Consider the following 21,009-nt stretch of genomic DNA (forward strand, 5'->3'; position numbering starts at 1 on the left):
AAGTTGATAATTACAAAAATAAAAGTAATAAAGGAGTAAAAAATATGTTTGATTTTAATGATTCAATGGTTTCAAATGCCGTGATTAAAGTAGTTGGTGTTGGTGGCGGTGGTGGTAATGCCGTGCAACATATGTGTGAAGATGTTACTGATGTTGAGTTTTTTGCATTAAATACTGATGGTCAAGCATTATCTAAATCTAAAGTTCAAAATGTATTACAAATTGGTACTAATTTGACTAAAGGTCTAGGTGCTGGAGCAAATCCTGATATTGGTAAAAGAGCGGCTACTGAAGATAGATCTAAAATTGAACAGTTACTAGATGGTGCTGATATGGTTTTCATCACCGCTGGTATGGGTGGTGGTACTGGTACTGGTGGTGCTCCTATCGTTGCGGAAGTTGCAAAAGAAATGGGAATCTTAACAGTTGCTGTAGTTACTAAACCTTTCCCTTTTGAAGGTCCGAGAAGAATGAAAGCAGCTGAGTATGGTATTGATGAGTTAACTCAACATGTTGACTCTATAATCACTGTGCCAAATGAAAAACTTTTAAGTGTACTAGGTAAGGGGGCTTCTTTAATAGATGCTTTCAATGCAGCTAACGACGTATTAGGAAATGCGGTAAAAGGTGTTTCTGAACTTATTACTAAGCCTGGTCTTATCAACGTGGATTTCGCGGATGTAAGAGCTGTGATGACAGATATGGGTCTTGCGATGATGGGTATGGGTGAGGCTTCTGGTGAAAACAGAGCTAGAGAAGCGGCAGAAGCTGCTATTTCAAGCCCTCTTCTAGAAGATATCAATTTAGATGGTGCTAAGGGTGTAATTGTAAATGTTACAGCTGGTATGGATATGTCTATTGGTGAATTTGAGGAGATTGGTGAAGTTATTAGATCATTTATCTCTGATGAAGCTATTGTGATTGCTGGTACTGTAATTGATCCAGAGATGTCTGATAGCATGAAAGTAACAGTAGTTGTTACTGGTATCGAAAAAGTAGCTATGAAAAAAGGCTTTGGTGTTGAAAAGACAGCTTCTAGCCAGCAGCAAGGATTCTCAAGCAAGCCTTCAGCTCCATTTTTAAGAAAAGAAACTGAAGTTGTAACAAGCTCTAATAATGTTGCAAATAATGATTCTGATTCTACAAGCAAATCAGATATTCCTAGCTTCTTAAGAAGAAGATAATTCTTATATTCTCATAAATTTTCTCTATAGATTTAATAAATTAAATATACTGATATATGACTAGAATCTTATTTAGTTCTATATCAATATAGTTTTCTGACATATATAATTTAAGTTATTACTTTTGATATACATTTAATAATAATTTGAGAGATTAAATATGAAACAAAAAACGATAGCTAAAGAATTTTCAGTAACTGGTATTGGACTACATTCTGGTGTGGATGTTTCTATGACTGTTAAACCAGCGGATATTGATACTGGTATAGTGTTTCGTCGTGCAGATTTGACTCCTGTAGTAGATATTAAAGTTAAGCCTGCTAGTATAACAGAAGCTGTAATGTGTACACTTTTGACAAAAGATGGTGATCAAAAACTTTCTGTTTCAACTATTGAGCATCTAATGTCAGCATTTGCTATGTTTGAGATTGATAATGTTTTAATCGAAGTAAATGCTCCTGAACTTCCTGTTATGGATGGTAGTTCTTACGAATTCACGCAAATACTTATAGATGTTGGTATAGTTGAGCAAGATGCTGCTAGAAAAGGTATTAGAATACTAAAGCCTGTAAGAGTTGAGCATGAAGATAAATTTGCTGAAGTGCTACCAAGTGATACTCTTAAATATGAATTTAAAATCGAATGGGAGCATCCTGTGATTGCAGCAACAAATGATCATATAGTATTTGAGTATGACCTTAATGAATATATAAAAATGGTTTCAAAAGCTAGAACATTTGGTTTTTATGAGCAGCTTGCATACCTTCATCAAAATAACCTTGCAAAAGGTGCATCGTTAGATAATGCTGTTGGTATTACAAATGACGGCGTACTTAATGAAGGCGGACTTCGTTATGATGATGAATTTGTAAGACATAAGCTTTTAGATGCTATTGGAGACTTCTATGTTGGAGGGTATATTTTAGGTCATTTTAATTGTTTTAAATCAGGGCATACGCTTAACAATAAGCTTTTACATGCGATTTTTGCAGATAAAAATGCATGGGAGTATATTTAATAATTTTTGTTATAAATTTTTCTTATTAAAAGTATAAGTATTATGTATTTATATTTTTACATTTTTTCATGTTAATATATTTTTTAAATTCAAATTAATTAGATACTACGAACATGAAGAAAATTATTATTTTACTTTCAGCTATATATACAGTTATAGCTTTTGCTGGAGAAGGTTTCTTACCAGATAATGAATTACCAAATAGCTTAGAAATTTTACCACCACCTCCAATTATGGTTCCTATTGCTGGCTCCAAAGCATCACACCCAGCTTTTGCGGAAGATCAAAAAATATCCCAAGAAATATTTATTGATAAAACATTTTTTAATGGAAATAAAATTTCTCAATCTCGCCTAAATCAAGCTGTCAGTGATGCTGATACATCAGTAGAAACTTTTGTGAATATCTTTATAGATCCTTTAAATATTCCTAATGAGCAAGCAATTAAGCAGGTATTAATTAATAATCAAGAGTTAATAGATAAAGTAACTCATGATGGTAAAAATTCAACAAATGCTGCAAAAGATGCTTATGCTAGAGAGCGTCCCTATTCATTTTATGATGAAGCTGTTTGTACGGGTGATCCTGATCCGCATCATTCATATCCTTCGGCACATTCTACAAGAGGTATGGTGGTTGCATATACTATAGCTGATCTTTTACCATCTGAATATAGAGCTCAAATCTTAGCGAGAGGTATGGATTATGGTGATAGTAGAGTTATTTGTGGAGCTCATTGGAGAAGTGATATACAAGCTGGAAGAGTTATGGCTAATGCCGTGTATAGTGCTTTAAAAGCAAATAACTCTTTTAATCAAGAATTTAATAAAGTGAAGCAACAGATTGATGCTTTGATTTGATTAAGTTCTAATCGGTTAAAACGATATTGTCATTTTGAATATCTATTTCTAAAGATTCTTTTATTAGCTTTACATTTTGGTCATTAAGGACTTTTTGTACAGCATTTTCTCGTTTAATTTCAGCTGGAGATTTTTGACCTGTTGGTGCTAAGTTTCTATTTTCTGGAAGGTTTTTTATATCCAATCTAAAACTAGGGTCATTGAAATATTCACTAATACTTGCTTGTAGTTTAGCGATGCTTTGAGGGTCAAGCTCTAATATTTTTTTAGCATCATCATTTAATTGAATTTTATAAGTTTCATTATTATTACTGATAAGGTGGCTATTAAATGCTAATGTTTTAGTGAAGCCTTTTAATTTTATTTTACTTAATAAATAAAACCATTGTTTATCTAAGCTAGGTTCTTGTGGTTTTGATTCTGTAGCCTGAGTAGCTTTGGTTATTTTATCAGTTTCAGCAGTATGCTTTACTTTAGGAGCAGGTTTTGGTTGAGTAGGCTTTGAAAACTGTTGTTGAAGAGCAGATAAGTCTTTATTAACATTCTTAGGTTTAATGCTTTCAGAACTACTACTAATTAAACTTTTTTTTTTAAAAGCAATTAGTCTTAAAATAGCCATTGTAAGGCCTGTTTCGAAGTTTGGAGCTAGTGATATATCTTTTTTTGCTGCTATTGTTAGTTGATATAAAAAGTGTGCTTGTTCAACGGTTATTTTTTCTAATATACTATCCAATAATTCAACACTTATATTATTTGTAGCTTCTAGGCTTTGTGTTAGGCTGTAGACACAGCAGCTAAACCAAATTTCAGCAATTCTATCTAAAACTGCTTCAGCATTGTTTTCAGATAGTGAAAGGTTTTTGACAGCAGATAAGATTGCATTTGGTTCATTGTTAATCACAGCGTTCACAATAGAGTGAACCTCTTCACTATCAATTATTCCTAGCATTTGTTTGATATGATCTTGTTTGAGATCACCACTACAAAAACTAATAGCTTGATCTAACAAACTTAACGCGTCTCTAAGACTGCCTTTAGCATGATAGGCAATATAGTCTAAAGATTGTTCATCTGAAGTTATATTCTCTTTTGATAAAACTATTTTTAGCTGATCTTTGATATCTATCTGAGAAATATGTTTTAGGTGTAATTGAATACATCTAGATAATATCGTAACAGGTATTTTGTGATAGTCGGTTGTCGCTAATATAAACTTTACATATTCTGGAGGCTCTTCTAGAGTTTTTAACAAAGCATTAAAACTTTGCTTAGATAACATGTGTACTTCATCTATTAGGTAAACTTTATAGCGACCTTGAGAAGGCATGTATTGAATATTATCTAGAATTTCTTTTGTTTCTTCGACACCTGTACGAGAGGCCGCATCAATTTCGATTAGATCAATAAAACTATTATTGTTGATGGCAATACAGTTTTCACACTCATTACATGGTTCAGCTGTAACACCGGTTTTACAATTTAGGCATTTTGCTAGAAGTCTGCCAAGAGTAGTTTTACCAACTCCACGAGTTCCTGTAAAAAGGTAAGCATGGTGGACTTTCTGAGTTTCTAAAGCGTGTACTAAACTATTGAGGGCATGCTGTTGTCCAGCAACTTCAGCGAATGATTGAGGTCTGTATTTACGAGCTAATGCTTGATATGACATTTTGTGAAATTCTATTAAAAAGTCTTATGCTAAATGATAGCAGAGATAATAAAAGAATAATATGGTGTTTGTTATTTACAATATGAGCTGCTGCTTGTAACATGAAATTGTAAGTGTAATGGAGAACTAATGTGAAAAAGATATTATTGAAGATAGGAGTTGCTCTAAGCGTACCTTTATTTGGAGGAGCCTTAAATATTGCAGAGACAAATAATGTAGTAGTTTTTGGCGATAGTTTAAGTGATGTAGGGTATTATAATAATCTCGCAAATATATGGCAGCAGAAACAGCAAAAGCCATGGCCTAAAACTATTGATGGTAAAAATCTAAAGCAACCAACATTTAGTACTCCCGTTATAAATGCTATTTGGAGTCAGAAGTTAGATAAACTGGCTGGTATCAAATTAACTACTAATAATCTAAATACTCCAAAGATGAATGCTGAATCAGGCGCTGTAGTTGTTGATGAAATTAGTCAAGGAAATAATTACGCGGCTGGTGGAGCTACAACAACTTGTGATGGTATAAGTGTTGATGGTGTATACACTCCTCCGCCAATAGGCCCAAGTCAAAGCGAGAATTGTGAGATTAATAAATATAACCAAATAGATAGCTACTTAAGTCAACATGATAATCAAGCCAATCCAAACACAGTCTACTTGATTTGGGGCGGTGCAAATAATGCATTTATTCTACTAAGTAAAGTAGCTAGTGGCACTATATCCCCCGAGGAGGCAAGCAAAGGTATGGTTGATGCTGCTAATGATATTATAAAAGATATTGAATATTTACAAAGTAAGGGGGCTGAAAAGCTTATAGTACTAGCATTGCCGAATCTCAAGATAACACCAGCAATGACAGATGATGGTAAAGAGCCTGATGGACAAACAGCACAGTTAGCACAACAAATGTCAAATGCTTTTAATAATAAGTTAAAAGTAGGGTTATCAGATAGTAGTGATGTAATCTTCTTAAGAGATGATTTGAATTTCTTTGATAAAATAGTAACCCACAAGAGAATTACAGTGAATGATAAAGAGTATCTTTTTAATGATGTCACTCAAAGTGCATGTGATTTTGCTGGTGATAACTCTTTATCATGTGTGCCTAAAGATGGTACAGAAAAATATTTATTTGCGGATACTGTTCACCCTACAAATCATGCTCAGCAAGCACTTGCTGAATATATATACAGAAACGGGATAAGCAAGTTTTCTTCAGATACTTAAATACATAGCTTTGTTGTATTATTTATTCTAAAAATATAAAATTACACACAAATTTTAATCAACAAAAATCTATCAAATGGAATCTATAAATTATAAGGTTTTATTAAAAGATCTAACGGCCCGTATTGAATCTCTACGGGACTATCTTTGACTATGATGTCAAAAAAGAAAAGTTAACAGAAGTTCTTATGGAGCTAGAAGATGGCTCGATTTGGGATAATCCTGAGTATGCACAAAATCTAGGAAAACAAAAAGTTGAGCTTGAGAATGTGGTACATAGCTGTGAGCATATTTCAGAAACTTTAGAAACTTTAACAGAACTTCTTGAGCTAGCAGAAGAAGATGAGTCGCTAATGCAAGAAATTGCAAAAGATACTCAAGATGTAATAGCTGAGATTGAGAAGCTAGAGTTTCGTAGAATGTTTTCGGGCGAGATGGATGCCAATAATGCTTTCTTGGATATTCAATCAGGTTCTGGTGGTACTGAAGCACAGGATTGGGCTGAAATGTTAATGCGTATGTATATGCGCTGGGCAGATAGTCATGGTTTCAAAATAACTATAGATGATGTATCAGACGGCGATGTTGCGGGTATCAAGGGCTGTACTCTAAAGATTGAAGGTGAATATGCTTATGGTTGGCTCAGAACAGAGACAGGTATTCATCGTCTAGTTAGAAAGTCTCCTTTTGATTCAAATAGTAAGCGTCACACATCTTTTGCATCAGTGTTTATTTCGCCAGAGGTTGATGATGATATTGATATTGAGATTAATCCAGCAGATTTGCGAGTTGATACCTATCGAGCATCAGGAGCTGGGGGACAGCATGTTAACAAAACGGATTCTGCGGTGAGAATTACCCATGTTCCAACAAATATAGTTGTACAAAGCCAAAGTGATAGATCACAGCACAAAAACCGTGATAGTGCGATGAAGCAACTAAAATCAAAACTGTATGAAATGGAGCTACAGAAGCGTAGTGCTGAGAAAAATGCTCTTGAAGATACAAAAGCAGATATTGGTTGGGGTAGTCAGATTCGCTCGTATGTATTAGATCAGTCGCGGATTAAAGATCTCAGAACTGGCGTTGAAAATACTAATACACAAGCAGTATTGGATGGTGATTTGGATAAGTTTATTGAGGCTAGCCTAAAAAGTGGGTTATAATAAATAGTTTTATAAATAAAGTTTCGCTACCTACTGTAAGTTGTAGCGACATGATTTTTTCATCGCAGAAATATATACAAAACCGTAGAAAAGGTAATAAAGTTTAAAATGAGTAGTAAATTAAAAGATTTAATAAAAAATTCAATCAAGGAATATTTAGATGCTAATGATATTACAGTTAAAGATGCTGTAAGAGGTAAGCTTAGAGAGCAAATTAGTAAATCTCTTGAGAATATCAGTGAAATTAATGATCAAGTTAAAGAGAAAGTATCTGGGCTTGTTAAAAAGCATGTAACTGATATGCAAGAAAGCTCACAAATGGGGCTTAGAAAAGAAAAAATGCAGACTTTAGCTGACCAAAATAATGGTATCAGTCATCCTAATAGTTTTAGAAGAAATGCTGTAGCAAATGATTTGCAGAATCAGTATGCTGAATATTCAAAACAAGAGCTTGAAGAGTTAGAAAATAAAAAAACTTACAATGTAACAGGTAGGGTAGTCCTGCGTCGTGTAATGGGTAAAGCTTCATTTATCACGCTTCAAGATTATTCTGGTAGAATCCAAGTTTATTTGAAAAAGAGCGATTTACCAGAAGGTCAATACAACACTTTCAAAAACTTATGTGATTTAGGTGATATTGTTGGTATTTCAGGAACTATGTTTAAGACAAATACAGGTGAGCTTTCAGTAGAAGCAAGCCATTTTGAAATCTTAACAAAAGCAATTAGACCATTACCTGATAAATTCCATGGTTTAGCAGATCAAGAGATGAGATATCGTCAAAGATATGTTGATCTAATTACAAATGAAAAAGCTCGTGAAGTTTTCAAAGTTCGTTCAAAAGTTGTTAGCTTTATTCGTAATTATTTTGATAGCTTAAATTTCATGGAAGTAGAAACACCAATGATGCATGTTTTACAAGGTGGAGCTGCGGCAAAACCATTTAAAACTCATCACAATGCACTAGATATGCCATTATACTTAAGAATTGCTCCGGAGCTTTATTTAAAAAGGCTAGTTGTGGGTGGTTTTGAACGAGTTTATGAGATAAATCGTAACTTCAGAAATGAAGGTGTATCATCGCGTCATAATCCAGAATTTACAATGCTTGAATTCTATATGGCGTATGCTGATTATAATGATCTTATGGACCTAACAGAAGATATGCTTTCTAAACTTGTACAAGAAGTTACAGGCACTCAAGAGCTAGTGTATGGTGAACATAAGATTAATTTTGGTGGCAAATACGAAAGAATCTCTATGGTTGACTCTATCGTTAAGTATAGTGATGATATTTCAAAAGAAGATTTAGCAGATTTTGAGTCAGCTAAAAAAGTCGCGGATAGATTAAAAATCAAAGTTGAATCTTTCTATGAGCTAGGACATTTAATAAATGAAGTATTTGAGGAAGTTGTAGAGCATAAGCTTATTCAGCCAACATTTATTACAGACTATCCTGCTGTGGTATCTCCACTAGCTCGTCGTCAAGATGGTAATCCTGAGTTTACGGATAGATTTGAGTTTTTCATTGGTGCTCGCGAGATTGCAAATGGTTTCTCTGAGCTTAATGATGCTCAAGATCAGGCAGAAAGGTTCAAAAAGCAAGTTGAAGCTGCTGCATCAGGTGATGATGAAGCTATGCCGTATGATAAAGACTATATTAGAGCTCTTGAATATGGTATGCCGCCAACGGCTGGTCAAGGTATAGGTATTGATAGACTTGTGATGTATCTAACAAATTCACAATCTATTAGAGATGTAATACTATTTCCTCATATGAAGCCTGAGTAGCTTAGATGTTAAAGGATATTCTTAAATCATTATTTGAAAATATTTACAAGCCAGAGATCGATCCAGCAAATTTTATAAAAGAGTTTGTTAGTCCTAACTATAGGCAAGTAGTGGATGGCCATGAGATTGACTATACAGGGTTTATTTCTCATATTCAAAAGCAGAGAGAAATGATAAAAAGCATTTCTTTTGGTTTCATCTATCTTGTAGAAGAGAGTAACAAAGTTGCTTCCCTGCATAGAGTGTATGTTAAGAAAAAAGATAGTAATCAAGAGGTTGTTGCAGAAGTGCACGCCTTCTTTAAATTTGAGAATAATCTACTAGTAGCTTGTGATGAGCGTACTAGAATTATTAAAGGCTCTAAAGAAGATGAAGATTTAGGGCGTAGAAAATAGGCTTCTTCTTTCATAGCGAAGAAGTTTTTAAATTTTCTTGGTATAACTATAGAGAAATTGTAGAAGAATTTTTTGAGATATTAAATACTAGTGATCATCATCATAACTAGCTTTATGAGATTTACCTTCAATAAATGATGTAAATGCAATTAGCATAGCAGAAAGTACAAATACTATATGAATAGCAGCTGACCACGCTAAATCTCTGTCAGATGTTTGTGATACTTCAAGATATTTTTTAAGTAGAGAGATTGAAGAGATACCTATGATTGATCCAGCAATCTTTAGCTTAACTGCGTTTGGTGATAATTTTTTAATCCAAACTGGTTGGCCGCCACCTTTTTTATCAAGGTTCATTTTACTTACAAAGTTTTCATAACCACTGATTACAACGATTACAACAAGGTTTGCTACTAGTACAACATCACAAAGTGTCAGAGCTAGTATAATAAGCTGATCTTCGTCGATGCTATTGTAAGCAGTAAATAAGTGATGTAGTTCATGATATATTTCATAGATGAATCCAAATAATACTAAAGATAATAGTAAATATATTGGAGCCTGAAGCCAACGAATGCCGAAGATAAACATTTCAACGACAGAAAGTAATTTATTTATATATTTGCTCATAAGAGTTTCCCTTTTTAAAGATTAAATGAAGTTTCTATGGTATATGAATTAGAAATTAAAAGCAATGTAAAGTTTAGACTAATACTGTTATATAGTTTGGCCAAATAGTAACTATATCATCCAGTGTCTAAGTATTTTTTCGCGCTTTGCACCTTGATTAGTTAAGCTTTCAAAAAGAGATTTTTCGAGATGTTTTTGTTCATTAATTCCTTGTTGATAAAGATTAAAATCTTTTATATCTGGTTTTTCACCTCTAGCATCTGCTAATGATAAGGAATCAATAGCTTGATCTAAGGTTTTGATTTGAGATAAATATGCATCATAAGCTTTAGTGTTAACTACTTGATTTAAGGGCTGGTATTCACTATATTCTCCTTCACTATGTCTCTCTGATCCTGTTGGAGCTGGATCAAAAATACAAAATAGAGAAACATGGCCTCCCTGTTCTATAAATACTTCATGTTTGTTTCTAAGGGGTTTTTTCTCTTTGTTATGCGTTACTACCCATTCAGCATCAGCAAGAGTCTCATCTAGATAGTAAGTGCTATCATTATCTAGCGATATCCATGGTAACCATTTTTGATTATCTTTTGTATAAGGGTGTTCTGCCATACGGACACTAGCCTTTCCTTTAATGTCATAGCAAATATTAGGTTCGGTATGATTATTATATGACATTTTAAATACAGGAGTACCATCCTGATTTGTTGGTAAGCCTGTTACGTCAAACATTGTTGTTCTGAACCATGAAATAGGCACTCCAGCTTTACTTAGGAGTGTCTTATCATGAAAAAGAAAAATACGACGGCTTAAATACTGAGGTGTTAGTATCCAGCGAAACATTTGATTTGATAATGCGCTACTACATATAAATTTCTCCTTCCGAATAATAATATCAGTACCTGATGCCTGTGCTTTTGTCGGTGAAGAAACTAAAATAAATTCCGAGCCTAGCTCTGCATGTATTTTTATGTCAGTTTCTGCTGGTATATATATGTGTGTGCCAGTTTCTAAACTTAGATTATGTTCGGTAGTTACGAGTTTACAGTTTCCTTTTATCATTGATAGAATATGTCCATTTTCTGATAGAGAAATACAGCAAGTTTTTATAACTTGATAACGATATAAATCTAGCCCTTCAGGATGTTTATCGTTATGTAATATCTGAGATATTTTATAGTTTTGTTCTTTATCTATTAGCCATGAATTGCTGATGATTTTATTTTTCATTATATTCCTTGTTTTTTATTTTTTATGAAAATTACTCCTGTTATAAAAGCAGCACCAAAGAAGATCGGTGATAAAAGTAGAGCTACTTGATAGTCAAAAACACTATAAAAAAATGATGTAGGGTTTGTGTCTTGGTTATCGACCATGTTATGAAGTATGGTTCCTGAGGTCATTTGAATAAACACTACCCCTAGAATGATGCTCATGTTGACTAATGCCATTGATATTCCAAGATGCTTACGTGGAACAGTATCTGCTACTACTGCAAAAACAATAGCTTGTGTACCTGCGGCTGAACCTAAAAGAAAATATAGGATCATATAGTGGGCAGCCCCATAATCTGGACCAAATAAGATCATAATAGAAGAAGCAACACCAACCACTGCAGCTCCGCACAATATGATTTTTCTATTCCTGAAGTAATCAGATATAAATCCAATTATTGGTGTGCTAAGCCCCATGCCTAACCATACAAATGACACTATAGTCGTCGAAGTGGTATATTTATAGCCGATGGAGCTAAGATGATTTGATCCATATAGTGAACCAAATAACTCTATTGATGGATATATAAAAAAGCCAAAAACAGCTATTCCCCAGATGTTTTTTTGTTTTAAAGCTTGTTTTATATTTAGCGGCGGTAAAGAGTTCGTTTTCTTTTCTTGCTTTGTGCTATTTGAAACAAAATAAAAGGTAATGGCAAATACCATGCCTAAAATAGCTAAAAGTTTAAATAATAGTGTCCAGTTGTTTTCAGTTACAACTAGATAGTACGCTAATGGTCCTCCTGCAAGAACTGGACCGATAATACCAAATACAGATGTTAAGCCAGTCATTCCACCAGCAATTTTAGGAGGAAAGTATGTTACAGAAATTTTAAGCATCATTAGTAGTGCAAAAGCTGCGCCAACACCCATGATGAAACGTCCTAAACTTGCCGAAAATACACCAGATGATAAGGAAAATATTAAACATCCCAGAGCAACTGTTATAATTGCAAAAAAACCACATGTTTTAAGTTTGAATTTATCAAATATAATTCCAACAGGAATTTGCATGACTACATAGCCTACAGAAAAAGCAGAGGATATAGTTGCGATGTCTTGAGCATTAACATTTATTGAAGACCTTACAAAGGGTTCAATAGTTCCCATAGACGTTCTTACAAAGAATTCATAGAGATAAAAAATACCTGCAAATAAGAAAAGTATGCATGAGGTCTTTGTGATCTTTGTAATATTGTTTTGAGCCTCTTTTTCCATAAGAATCTGTTTTTATTAAATGTTTATACTAAAGATAATAAAAAAACTCATGATAAAAGGCTGTTTCAATAATGTATCGTTGTGTAACAATTTTGTTACATAAAAAGCCATGTTGATATAAAGTTGCTATTTAAATTATGTTTGAAGATATTGAGATAAATAATGATTGTTTTTAGTAGAAGTGTGTAAAGGTGATTGATATTGAGGCTTCAGGATTAAATATAACATGAAGAGCATTATATGATTATTAAGTATTAGGATATGCACTAATTAATATAGGATACGTGAAAAATATAAATTGTCCGATATTTACTAAATAGTGACAGATAATACTTACTTCAATCCTATGAGTTCTACTATATGCAATACCATATATAACACTTGCAATAAAAGCCAGTATAGCAAAATATATCCCAGCAAAAGCTAAGTGTATACTAGCAAACATACTTGAAGTAATAAGTATCGCAATAGTAGTGTTTGAGTAAGATGCGATTTTAGCTTGAATAAATCCTCGCCAAAAAACTTCCTCTGGGATGCAAGTAAAAATCAAATTCACAAAAATAAAAATAAGAGTATAATTAGATAGCTTAAAATCAAACTCTATAAATCTAAAAAAATAGCTACTTAGGAGTAAAATAAAGATGGCTAACAAGCTATATAAAAGTCCAAATTTTATAGATATTTTAATTGCACATAGAGACTTTGCTAGTTTTATATTTTTTGTAAGTAATAATAGAAATAAGGTCAGAACTATCGAATTGTAATTTAGGTATAGATTAAAGGGTATGGCATTTGTAGAGATATAGATATTTCTGAATATACAGAAATTATTAAATCCTGGTAGTAAATGTTGAAAGTTTAGGAATAGTAATACTATTGTGAAAACTAATAAAATTAAGCTCCAAGGTTCTTTATCGTAGGAGTTAGATAACCAAATGGAAAAGAGTAGGCAGACTAAGAAAAAAACTCCGATTAAACTAATTAAATTAGATCCAATAGCTAATATGATCGATATTGTTATCAAAAGAGAAAGTACTTTTTTTGATAAATGAAACCAGCAAAGAATTAAAGATAATATAGCTAAGCCATAAGCAAAAAATATTGCAGTTATTTGCATTCTTATTTAGCTACTTCTTGGAATAATTCTACTATAGAATCGTTATTGTTAGCTTTAGCATCATCTATTGGTTTCATCCCCCATCTGTCAGTAGCATTTATATTAGCTCCTTTGCGTATGAGATATTTGACAACATCATCATGTCCTTCAGCAGCTGCAAGGTGTAGGGCTGTTCTATTGTCATAGTCACCCTTATTTATATCAACGCCAAGAGCTACTGCTCTTTTAATTTCTGAAATATCACCTGCACTAGCAGCCCAAATTAACTCAAAAATTAAATTTGACTCAACAATCATTCTATTTTCGATAGGATTTACCTTATCACTGTGAGAGATATGATCATAGTTATGGAAGCTAAATTTTTCAACTAGTCTTCTACTAAATTCGACCCCTCGAACAGAGTTATGATTTGAGTCTAGTCGAGGTGAAAATATTGCAAAACCACCAACATTTGGAATAGCTATTACCAAAGCTCCAGAAACACCAGATTTTGCAGGTAAGCCGACTGAGAATGCATACTCACCTGAGAAATCATACATCCCACAAGAGTGCATTAATGATAAACAATTTCGAATAGTTGTAGGTGAAAATATCTTTTTGTTTGTAAATGGACATATTCCACCATTTGCTATGCTTGCCATTATTTTTGACATTTTTTTAGCGTTAACCTGTATTGAACATGTCTGAAAATAAAAATCTAAAGCTGTGTGAATATTTGTGTTTTCAGGGAAAGCCCCTACTTCTTTCATATAGTGAGCTAAGGCATAGTTTCTATCAGCTGTCTCTTTTTCCGAATGATAAACAGCATTATCAAAACTTATTGGTTCACCACCTGCTAAATCTTGCCAAATCTTTGTAGTGTATTCGAATCTATCAGCTAGGTTCCACTCAGGTTTAATTAAAGAGCAAGTCATAATGGCACCTGAGTTAATCATTGGGTTATGTGGTAACTCATATTTGTTTAGAGCTATGGCATTAAATGTAATACCACTTGGTTCCCTACCTACATGTTTATGTACTTTATCTTCCCCATTTAGCTCTGTCGCAATACAATATGAAATAGCTTTTGATGTGGATTGGGCACAATAAGGATATTTGTAATCGCCTAAAGTAATCATCTGTCCATCAACACTACAAAAAGCTACCGCAAACAAATCAGAATCGACTCTTGCTAACTGGGGTATATAGTCAGCATTTTTGCCAGATGTATTTTTTTGAGTTTCATCAAATATCTCTTTGATAGCTTTTTTGAAGTCTTTAAAATCAGGGATTATAAAGCTTTTGTTTATTGCTTTTTCAATAAGGCTAATACTTTCACAAGTAATATCTTGAAATGTATCAAAATCTATTTTATCAATGCGAGAGTAGTTCTCAAGATTTTCAACTAGATTCTTTATTCTAAGGTCTCCATAAGTAATGCCAGATTCAGCAAGAGTATCTAAAATATCCATCTTAGTTATAAAACCATCTTTATCACATATAGCATTAAAAATATTTTTGTAATGTTCCTCACCTATAGAGCAAGCATTCATAGCTTTTGAGTTCATAAGATATTGTTGTTTAAATATAATGATTAGAGATTATTCTACAGAAAAAAAGAATAATTTTATACTGAGATTTTTAGCTAGTTGATAGTAGCAGTTGCAAGAGCAATAGCTACTAAATAAGGATCAGAGTTTGCTCCTGGTCTTCTATCTTCAAAGTAGCCGTAGCCTTTGAGAGCAACAGGTCTAGGAATTCTGATAGAACAACCTCTATCAGCATCACCAATGCTGAATGTTGACATATCTGATGTTTCATATTCACCAGTTAATCTCTCATGTAGATTGAATCCATAGTTTTGAATGTCTGTAGTATGATTTTTCTCTAGATTTTTAACAATCCTTTGAATTTCTGCTTTACCAGTAGAAGCATCACGAGTGCCTTTTGTCGAGAAGTTAGTATGCATACCAGCACCGTTCCAGTCACCTTTGATTGGTTTGTTATCAAAAGAGATTGAGATATCGTATTCTTCACCAAGTCTTTCAAGTAACCATCTAGCAATATGAGTATGATCAGATACATTCAAGACACCAGCATCTTCACCTTCAACACCTCTGTAACCAATTTGGAATTCCCATTGACCAGGCATAACTTCAGCGTTGATACCATAGAATAAAATACCAGCATCTAAACAAGCTTGCATGTGAGCTTCTACTAGGTCGCGACCGAATGCTTTCTCAGCACCAGCACTACAGTAGTATGGTCCTTGAGGTCCGGGGAAGCCGGTTGTCGGCCAACCTAATGGGCGACCATCCTGAAACATGGTGTATTCTTGCTCAAATCCAGCCCACATCTCATGCTCTGTGCTACTAGCATTAAGTAATGCTCTTAGTTTAGCTCTATTGTTAGTTTTGTGAGGAGTCTCTCCATCCGGATTATAAACTTCACATAGTACAATATAGCCAGCCTCTCTTAGAGGATCTATAACAAAATTTACAGGCTTTAATATACAATCTGAATTATCGCCTGTTGCTTGGTTAGTTGATGAGCCATCAAAACTCCATTCTGGAAAGTCTTTGATAGTTGGTTCTTTTGCAAAGGGTAAAATTCTTGCTTTTGATCTTAGTGCAGGTACAGGGTCGCTCCCGTCAATCCATATATATTCTGCTGTTACTATTTCCATATCCTTACTATGTTTCCTTAACATTGGTTAGCTCAGTGTAATAATATCAATTGTCTCAAAAAAGTAAATCAAAATTAGAGTGTTTTAAGAGTCTAAAAAGTATTAAAAACTATTTCGTTTAGTTTAAGTTGAATATTGCCTTTTTTTGCACCCTTAATATATAGATCAGTTTCAAGACAATTTTGCAGTCCTGTTGATATTTTTTCTAAAGAAATCTTATTTGCTAAACTTGAGTAAAATTTTTGTTTAGATGGCCAAATATTGTTATCTTTAAAAATCTTTTGGTGATAGGTTGGGCTAGTATTTTTTAGTTGCGAAAGTATACGTAATTCCTTCTTTAATGCCCAGAGTATAAGAGGTGGTTTGTCATTTTCATTAAGAATACTATTTAGTATCGTCAAAGCTTTTGGCTTTTGTTGAGTTAATATTGCTTCTGATAGATCAAATACATCAAAGTTAGCATGCTCGTGTAAAAATGGACGAATAGTATTTTCATCAAAGCTTTTTGTTTCTTGGCGAGAAAGTAGTTTTAGTATTTGTTTAGTAGCTATTAGGTTTCCTTCAGTTTTTTGTGCTAGAAGTTGTACGGCTTCTCTGCTTATAGTTAAACCTATCTCTTGAGCTTCATGATTTATGATATTGATAGCATTGTTTAGGTTTGGCTGAAAAATGCGAGTATGGATAGCTTTGTGCTCTAAGCTTTGAAACCATTTAGCAGAAGTGTTTTGCTTTTTCATACCATTAAAAACTAGTAAATACACATTCTCATCGTCATGGAGAAGTTTCTCAACTAATGCTTGCTGAAGTTTTTTTTGAGGTGGTTTTTCAAAATTGAATTGGATAAATTTGTCCATAGCAAAAAGACTTAAACTATCAGTCTCATTATATAAAACATCGAGATTTTGCTCTGTTAAATCGTGATGAGAGATTTCATAGTTTTTTGCTTTAAATTGATTTGTGATTTTCTCAATAATATTATGTCTTTGCAGAGGCTCATCACCTGTGACAATAAAGAATTTGTAGTTTGTTAGGTCATTTTTTTTGATTAGATCAAAATAACTTAATTCCATAGGATTAAAAACTTTTAACTATTTTTATGCACATTAAATAGTTTACTATATTGATTGAGTTATAAGAAATTAAAAGAGGACAATTTATGAAAAAGATAATTTCTATAATAGGAGTGATTGCAACGCTAGTACTATCAGGATGTGTTACAAAGCCAGAAAATATTCACCCTGTGAAAAATTTCCAAGCAGATAAGTATCTTGGTAAATGGTATGAGATAGTTCGCCTTGATAATAGTTTTGAGAAAGGCATGACGTATGTATATGCAGAGTATAGCTTAAATCCAGATGGCTCTATAAAGGTTTTAAATAGTGGAGTTACTCCATCTACTGGCAAGAGAAGCTATGCTGAAGGTGTTGTTAAATTTGTTGAAAATAGAGATACAGCATTTTTGAAGGTGTCATTCTTTAGACCATTTTATGGAGCTTATATAGTATTTAAGCTAGATGATAATTACAAGTATGCTTACGTGGCAGGTGATAATCAAAATTATTTATGGCTTTTATCTAGAACAAAAACTGTACCAGATAATGTAAAGCAGGATTTTGTAGTAAGAGCAAAAAATCTTGGGTTTGATACAGATAAGCTAGTATGGGTTAAGCAGTAAGCTTATAAGGGTTTTTAATCTTTCATAAAGACGTTAAAATAATCATCTATATTAATAAGTTGACTGTTTTATTAGTGAAAAAGAATTTTAATTTTGATAGGTTTGATCTTGGCTGGCTAGTTGTTAGCATTGGTATGGCTGTAGGTGCTGGAATAGTTCTAGTCCCTGTAAGTATAGGAGTGGTTGGTTTTATTGTATTTATACTTTCAATACTTATAGCTTATCCGGGTATTTACCTTTTTCAGAAATTATATATTCAAACATTGTTTGCTTCAGAAAAACCAAAATCATATAAAGAGACTGTAGCCGAACTGTTAGGCAATAAGTGGGCTGGTTTCTTAGGTTTACTATATTTGTTGATGATGATTACGTGGACAGTTATTTATGCAGAAGTTGTAGCTAAATCATTAGCATCATACTTATATTTGTTTAATTTAACTTCAAACCCACATCTTGAGCAAAATGCTGCATATAGTGCATTATTAATGATTGTTTTAATTTATGTTGGGATGAAAAGTCAGAAGCTTTTTGTTAGAGTTTCAACCTTTTTAGTAGTTGTTTTGGTCGTGGCTATAATTGTAGTATCTATTTCTTTGATTCCTATATGGTCGTTTAATAATGTTTTACAGATGCCTAGTGATGGAGGCGAGTTTATCGCTAAAAGTATTATTATGTTACCATTTTCTTTAACATCAATATTATTCATCCAATCACTAAGCCCTATGGTTATTGGTTATAGAAAGCATTATGCTAAAGATGAGAAGCATATAGCTCTAAATAAGGCTATTAAAGTAATGACTTTGGCCTTCGTTATGCTAGTAATTATTATAGGTTTTTATGTTTTATCTTTTTCATTAGTTATCCCCAAAGAGCAGGCTCTAGAGGCAACAAAGAATAATCAATCTGCATTTATATTACTAGAGAAGCAAGGTTTATCTAATAGCGTGTTATATATATGTGGAATTATCATTAGTCTATGTGCTATCTTGACATCTTTTTTGAGTATTTTAGCTGGTATGGAAGAATCTTTAAAAGGGTTCCTAAGAAAGAGTGTGGCTAGGTTCGGTTTGAAAGAAGATAGTGGAAAAGCTCTTAATTTAAATGTTTTAGTAATAGTTTTAATATTTTTATTAACATGGCTTTCTATAGTGTTTGATGCCCCTGTATATAAGCTTGTACCATTATCGGGACCTATATTTGGTATATTAGGCTGTCTAGTACCAGCTTATATGGTATTTAAGGTTCCAAGCTTACAGAAATACCGCACAAAAAGTATTTATTTTGTAATATTTGTTGGAGTGGTTTTAGTGATTTCACCGCTTTTAACTTCGGCTTTGTCATAAAGATTATTTCTTGTAGTGACAGATCATTGATCTGTCAGTTTTAATAGATGTTTTAGTAGTGATTAATGTCTAAAATGTCTCATACCTGTAAAGACCATTGTGATGCCAGCTTTATTAGCAGCATCAATAACTTCTTGGTCATTTTTTGAGCCACCTGGTTGTATTACAGCTGTTGCACCAGCTTTGATACATTCTTCTAAACCATCAGCAAATGGGAAGAAAGCATCAGATGCTACAGCAGAATCCTTAGCAGTCTCATGAGTTTGTGCTTTTTCAGCTCCGATTCGAGCAGAGTCAACGCGTGACATTTGTCCAGCACCAATACCAACAGTTTGAGTATCTCTAGCGTATACGATAGCATTTGATTTAACATATTTGACGGCTTTCCATGCAAACATCATATCAGCCCATTCTTTATCAGTTGGCACCCTGTCAGTTACAACTTTACAGTCATTTATTTCAACACCACCGTTATCATAAGATTGTGATAGTATGCCACCATGGATATTTTTACTAATCATACGAGATGATTTAGTATCGAAAGCTTTACCAGTTTCTAAAACTCTTAGATTTTTCTTAGCTGCCAAAATATCTAAAGCTTCTTGAGTATAAGAAGGTGCAATAATTACCTCTAAGAACATCTTGCCTAGAGATTCTGCAAACTCTTTGTTAACTTCACAGTTAAATGCAACAATTCCACCAAATGCTGAAATTGGGTCACAAGCTAGAGCTTTTGTCCATGCTTCATGAGCATTTTTACCAGAAGCTATACCACAAGGATTCGCATGTTTGATAATCGCACAAGATGGTTCAGAGTATTCACAGACCATTTCAAAAGCACCATCAGCATCATTTAAGTTGTTGTATGATAGCTCTTTACCTTGAAGCTGTTTAGCATTTGTAATACTTACACAGTCTGCATCTGTAGAATATACAGCAGCTTTTTGGTGAGGGTTTTCACCATATCTTAGAACTTGCTTGATAGTTCCAACTGAGAAAAGTTTTTCTGGGTATTCTTCATCTAGTTCTTTGCTAAACCAGTTTGCAATATGACTATCGTACTCAGCTGTATGAGCAAAAGCTTCTTTAGCAAAGTTACGACGAGTTTCTAGAGTTGTTTCACCATTATTCTCGCTCATCTCTTTTGCAACTGTTTCATATTGATTAGGATTTGTTACGATAGTTGTATGTTTGTGGTTTTTTGCACATGAACGAACCATAGATGGACCACCAATATCAATGTTCTCAATACAAGTATCAAAATCTGCCCTAGATTTGACAGTATTTACAAAAGGATATAAGTTTACAATAACCATATCTATTCTGCCAATGTTGTTCTCAAGCATTGCATCAAGGTGTTCTTGGTTATCTCTATCTGCTAAGATTCCTCCATGAATAAGAGGGTGCAATGTTTTCACTCGACCATTCATTATTTCAGGAAAGCTAGTATGCTCAGAGACATCCGTAACATTTAAACCAGCTTCCTTAAGAGTTTTTGAAGTTCCTCCTGTTGAAAGTATTTCTACATTATGTTTTGCTAACTCTTTAGCAAAATCAACAATACCTGTTTTGTCAGATACAGATATCAAAGCCCTTCTTATTCTTTTTGGCATAGTAGTTCCTTATTTGTGATGTAATTATGGTAAGTTTCGAAACTTATTATAACAATTTTAGTTGTAAATTATTAACTAAAATGCTCTTATTATTTTATATTTCACTAGTAAAAATACCTTCAATATATTAGTATATTAATTATCTAAACTTTAATCTCAAAAGAT

The 21,009-nt window shown here is 33.3% G+C and carries 19 protein-coding genes; 10 read left to right on the top strand and 9 right to left on the bottom strand.

What is annotated here, in order from left to right:
• The first annotated feature begins 44 nt into the window (after positions 1–44).
• The 3 genes from ftsZ (at position 45) to QI37_RS07030 (ending at position 3,062) form a co-directional block, all read left to right on the top strand.
• Positions 45–1,184: a cell division protein FtsZ gene (ftsZ, locus tag QI37_RS07020; RefSeq protein WP_040009939.1), complete on the top strand. Its 1,140-nt coding sequence runs from the start codon at positions 45–47 to the stop codon at positions 1,182–1,184.
• A 160-nt stretch (positions 1,185–1,344) separates the two neighbouring features.
• Positions 1,345–2,202 (top strand): UDP-3-O-acyl-N-acetylglucosamine deacetylase, encoded by an 858-nt coding sequence (gene lpxC, locus QI37_RS07025; protein ID WP_040009941.1) that lies wholly within the window; start codon positions 1,345–1,347, stop codon positions 2,200–2,202.
• Positions 2,203–2,315: 113 nt separating this feature from the next.
• The gene (locus QI37_RS07030; RefSeq protein WP_040009943.1) at positions 2,316–3,062 is read left to right on the top strand and encodes an acid phosphatase; all 747 of its coding nucleotides are present in this window, start codon (positions 2,316–2,318) and stop codon (positions 3,060–3,062) included.
• Between the two features lie 7 nt (positions 3,063–3,069).
• On the opposite strand, the gene dnaX is transcribed toward QI37_RS07030, so the two are convergent.
• Entirely contained in the window at positions 3,070–4,728 is a 1,659-nt protein-coding gene (gene dnaX / locus QI37_RS07035; protein WP_040009946.1) for a DNA polymerase III subunit gamma/tau, read from the bottom strand.
• Positions 4,729–4,859: 131 nt separating this feature from the next.
• On the opposite strand from dnaX, the gene QI37_RS07040 reads away from it, so the two are divergent.
• From QI37_RS07040 to QI37_RS07055, 4 genes are all read left to right on the top strand, one after another.
• Positions 4,860–5,957, top strand: coding sequence for an SGNH/GDSL hydrolase family protein (locus QI37_RS07040; RefSeq protein ID WP_040009948.1), 1,098 nt, complete (start codon positions 4,860–4,862; stop codon positions 5,955–5,957).
• 76 nt (positions 5,958–6,033) lie between these two features.
• A protein-coding gene (gene prfB / locus QI37_RS07045) for a peptide chain release factor 2 (protein WP_144242722.1) occupies positions 6,034–7,123 on the top strand; the annotation gives its coding sequence in 2 pieces (ribosomal slippage) (positions 6,034–6,105 and positions 6,107–7,123; 1,089 coding nt in all).
• Positions 7,124–7,231: 108 nt separating this feature from the next.
• On the top strand, positions 7,232–8,914 hold the full coding sequence (gene lysS, locus QI37_RS07050) for a lysine--tRNA ligase (protein WP_040009952.1): 1,683 nt from the start codon (positions 7,232–7,234) through the stop codon (positions 8,912–8,914).
• Positions 8,915–8,919: 5 nt separating this feature from the next.
• On the top strand, positions 8,920–9,309 hold the full coding sequence (locus QI37_RS07055; RefSeq protein WP_040009956.1) for a nuclear transport factor 2 family protein: 390 nt from the start codon (positions 8,920–8,922) through the stop codon (positions 9,307–9,309).
• A gap of 87 nt (positions 9,310–9,396) precedes the next feature.
• On the opposite strand, the gene QI37_RS07060 is transcribed toward QI37_RS07055, so the two are convergent.
• The 4 genes from QI37_RS07060 to QI37_RS10390 form a co-directional block, all read right to left on the bottom strand.
• Complete coding sequence (locus tag QI37_RS07060; protein ID WP_040009959.1) at positions 9,397–9,939, bottom strand: TIGR00645 family protein; 543 nt, start codon at positions 9,937–9,939, stop codon at positions 9,397–9,399.
• A 111-nt stretch (positions 9,940–10,050) separates the two neighbouring features.
• Positions 10,051–11,169, bottom strand: coding sequence for a hypothetical protein (locus QI37_RS07065; protein WP_040009962.1), 1,119 nt, complete (start codon positions 11,167–11,169; stop codon positions 10,051–10,053).
• Entirely contained in the window at positions 11,169–12,431 is a 1,263-nt protein-coding gene (locus tag QI37_RS07070; protein ID WP_040009965.1) for an MFS transporter, read from the bottom strand. Before QI37_RS07070 ends, QI37_RS07065 begins: the two co-directional genes overlap by 1 nt.
• 247 nt (positions 12,432–12,678) lie before the next feature.
• Positions 12,679–12,987 (bottom strand): CPBP family intramembrane glutamic endopeptidase, encoded by a 309-nt coding sequence (locus QI37_RS10390; RefSeq protein WP_235261371.1) that lies wholly within the window; start codon positions 12,985–12,987, stop codon positions 12,679–12,681.
• Positions 12,988–13,072: 85 nt separating this feature from the next.
• Between QI37_RS10390 and QI37_RS10425 the strand changes: the two genes are divergently transcribed.
• Positions 13,073–13,195: a hypothetical protein gene (locus QI37_RS10425; RefSeq protein WP_268746164.1), complete on the top strand. Its 123-nt coding sequence runs from the start codon at positions 13,073–13,075 to the stop codon at positions 13,193–13,195.
• 355 nt (positions 13,196–13,550) lie between these two features.
• Here the strand turns inward: QI37_RS10425 and glsA are convergent, their stop codons facing one another.
• From glsA to holA, 3 genes are all read right to left on the bottom strand, one after another.
• Positions 13,551–15,095 (bottom strand): glutaminase A, encoded by a 1,545-nt coding sequence (gene glsA, locus QI37_RS07080; protein ID WP_040009969.1) that lies wholly within the window; start codon positions 15,093–15,095, stop codon positions 13,551–13,553.
• A gap of 77 nt (positions 15,096–15,172) precedes the next feature.
• Complete coding sequence (locus QI37_RS07085; protein ID WP_040009971.1) at positions 15,173–16,213, bottom strand: glutamine synthetase beta-grasp domain-containing protein; 1,041 nt, start codon at positions 16,211–16,213, stop codon at positions 15,173–15,175.
• A 92-nt stretch (positions 16,214–16,305) separates the two neighbouring features.
• Positions 16,306–17,283: a DNA polymerase III subunit delta gene (gene holA, locus QI37_RS07090; RefSeq protein WP_040009973.1), complete on the bottom strand. Its 978-nt coding sequence runs from the start codon at positions 17,281–17,283 to the stop codon at positions 16,306–16,308.
• An 86-nt stretch (positions 17,284–17,369) separates the two neighbouring features.
• Here holA and QI37_RS07095 point away from each other — a divergent pair, with 86 nt between their 5' ends.
• Entirely contained in the window at positions 17,370–17,888 is a 519-nt protein-coding gene (locus QI37_RS07095) for a lipocalin family protein (RefSeq protein ID WP_040009975.1), read from the top strand.
• Between the two features lie 74 nt (positions 17,889–17,962).
• On the top strand, positions 17,963–19,231 hold the full coding sequence (locus QI37_RS07100) for an amino acid permease (protein ID WP_040009977.1): 1,269 nt from the start codon (positions 17,963–17,965) through the stop codon (positions 19,229–19,231).
• A gap of 62 nt (positions 19,232–19,293) precedes the next feature.
• Here the strand turns inward: QI37_RS07100 and purH are convergent, their stop codons facing one another.
• A complete protein-coding gene (gene purH, locus QI37_RS07105) occupies positions 19,294–20,844 on the bottom strand; it encodes a bifunctional phosphoribosylaminoimidazolecarboxamide formyltransferase/IMP cyclohydrolase (protein WP_040009979.1) in 1,551 nt (516 codons plus the stop codon).
• Between the last annotated feature and the right edge of the window lie 165 nt (positions 20,845–21,009).

The organism is Candidatus Francisella endociliophora (assembly GCF_000764555.1).
GTDB classification, from domain to species: Bacteria; Pseudomonadota; Gammaproteobacteria; order Francisellales; family Francisellaceae; genus Francisella; species Francisella endociliophora.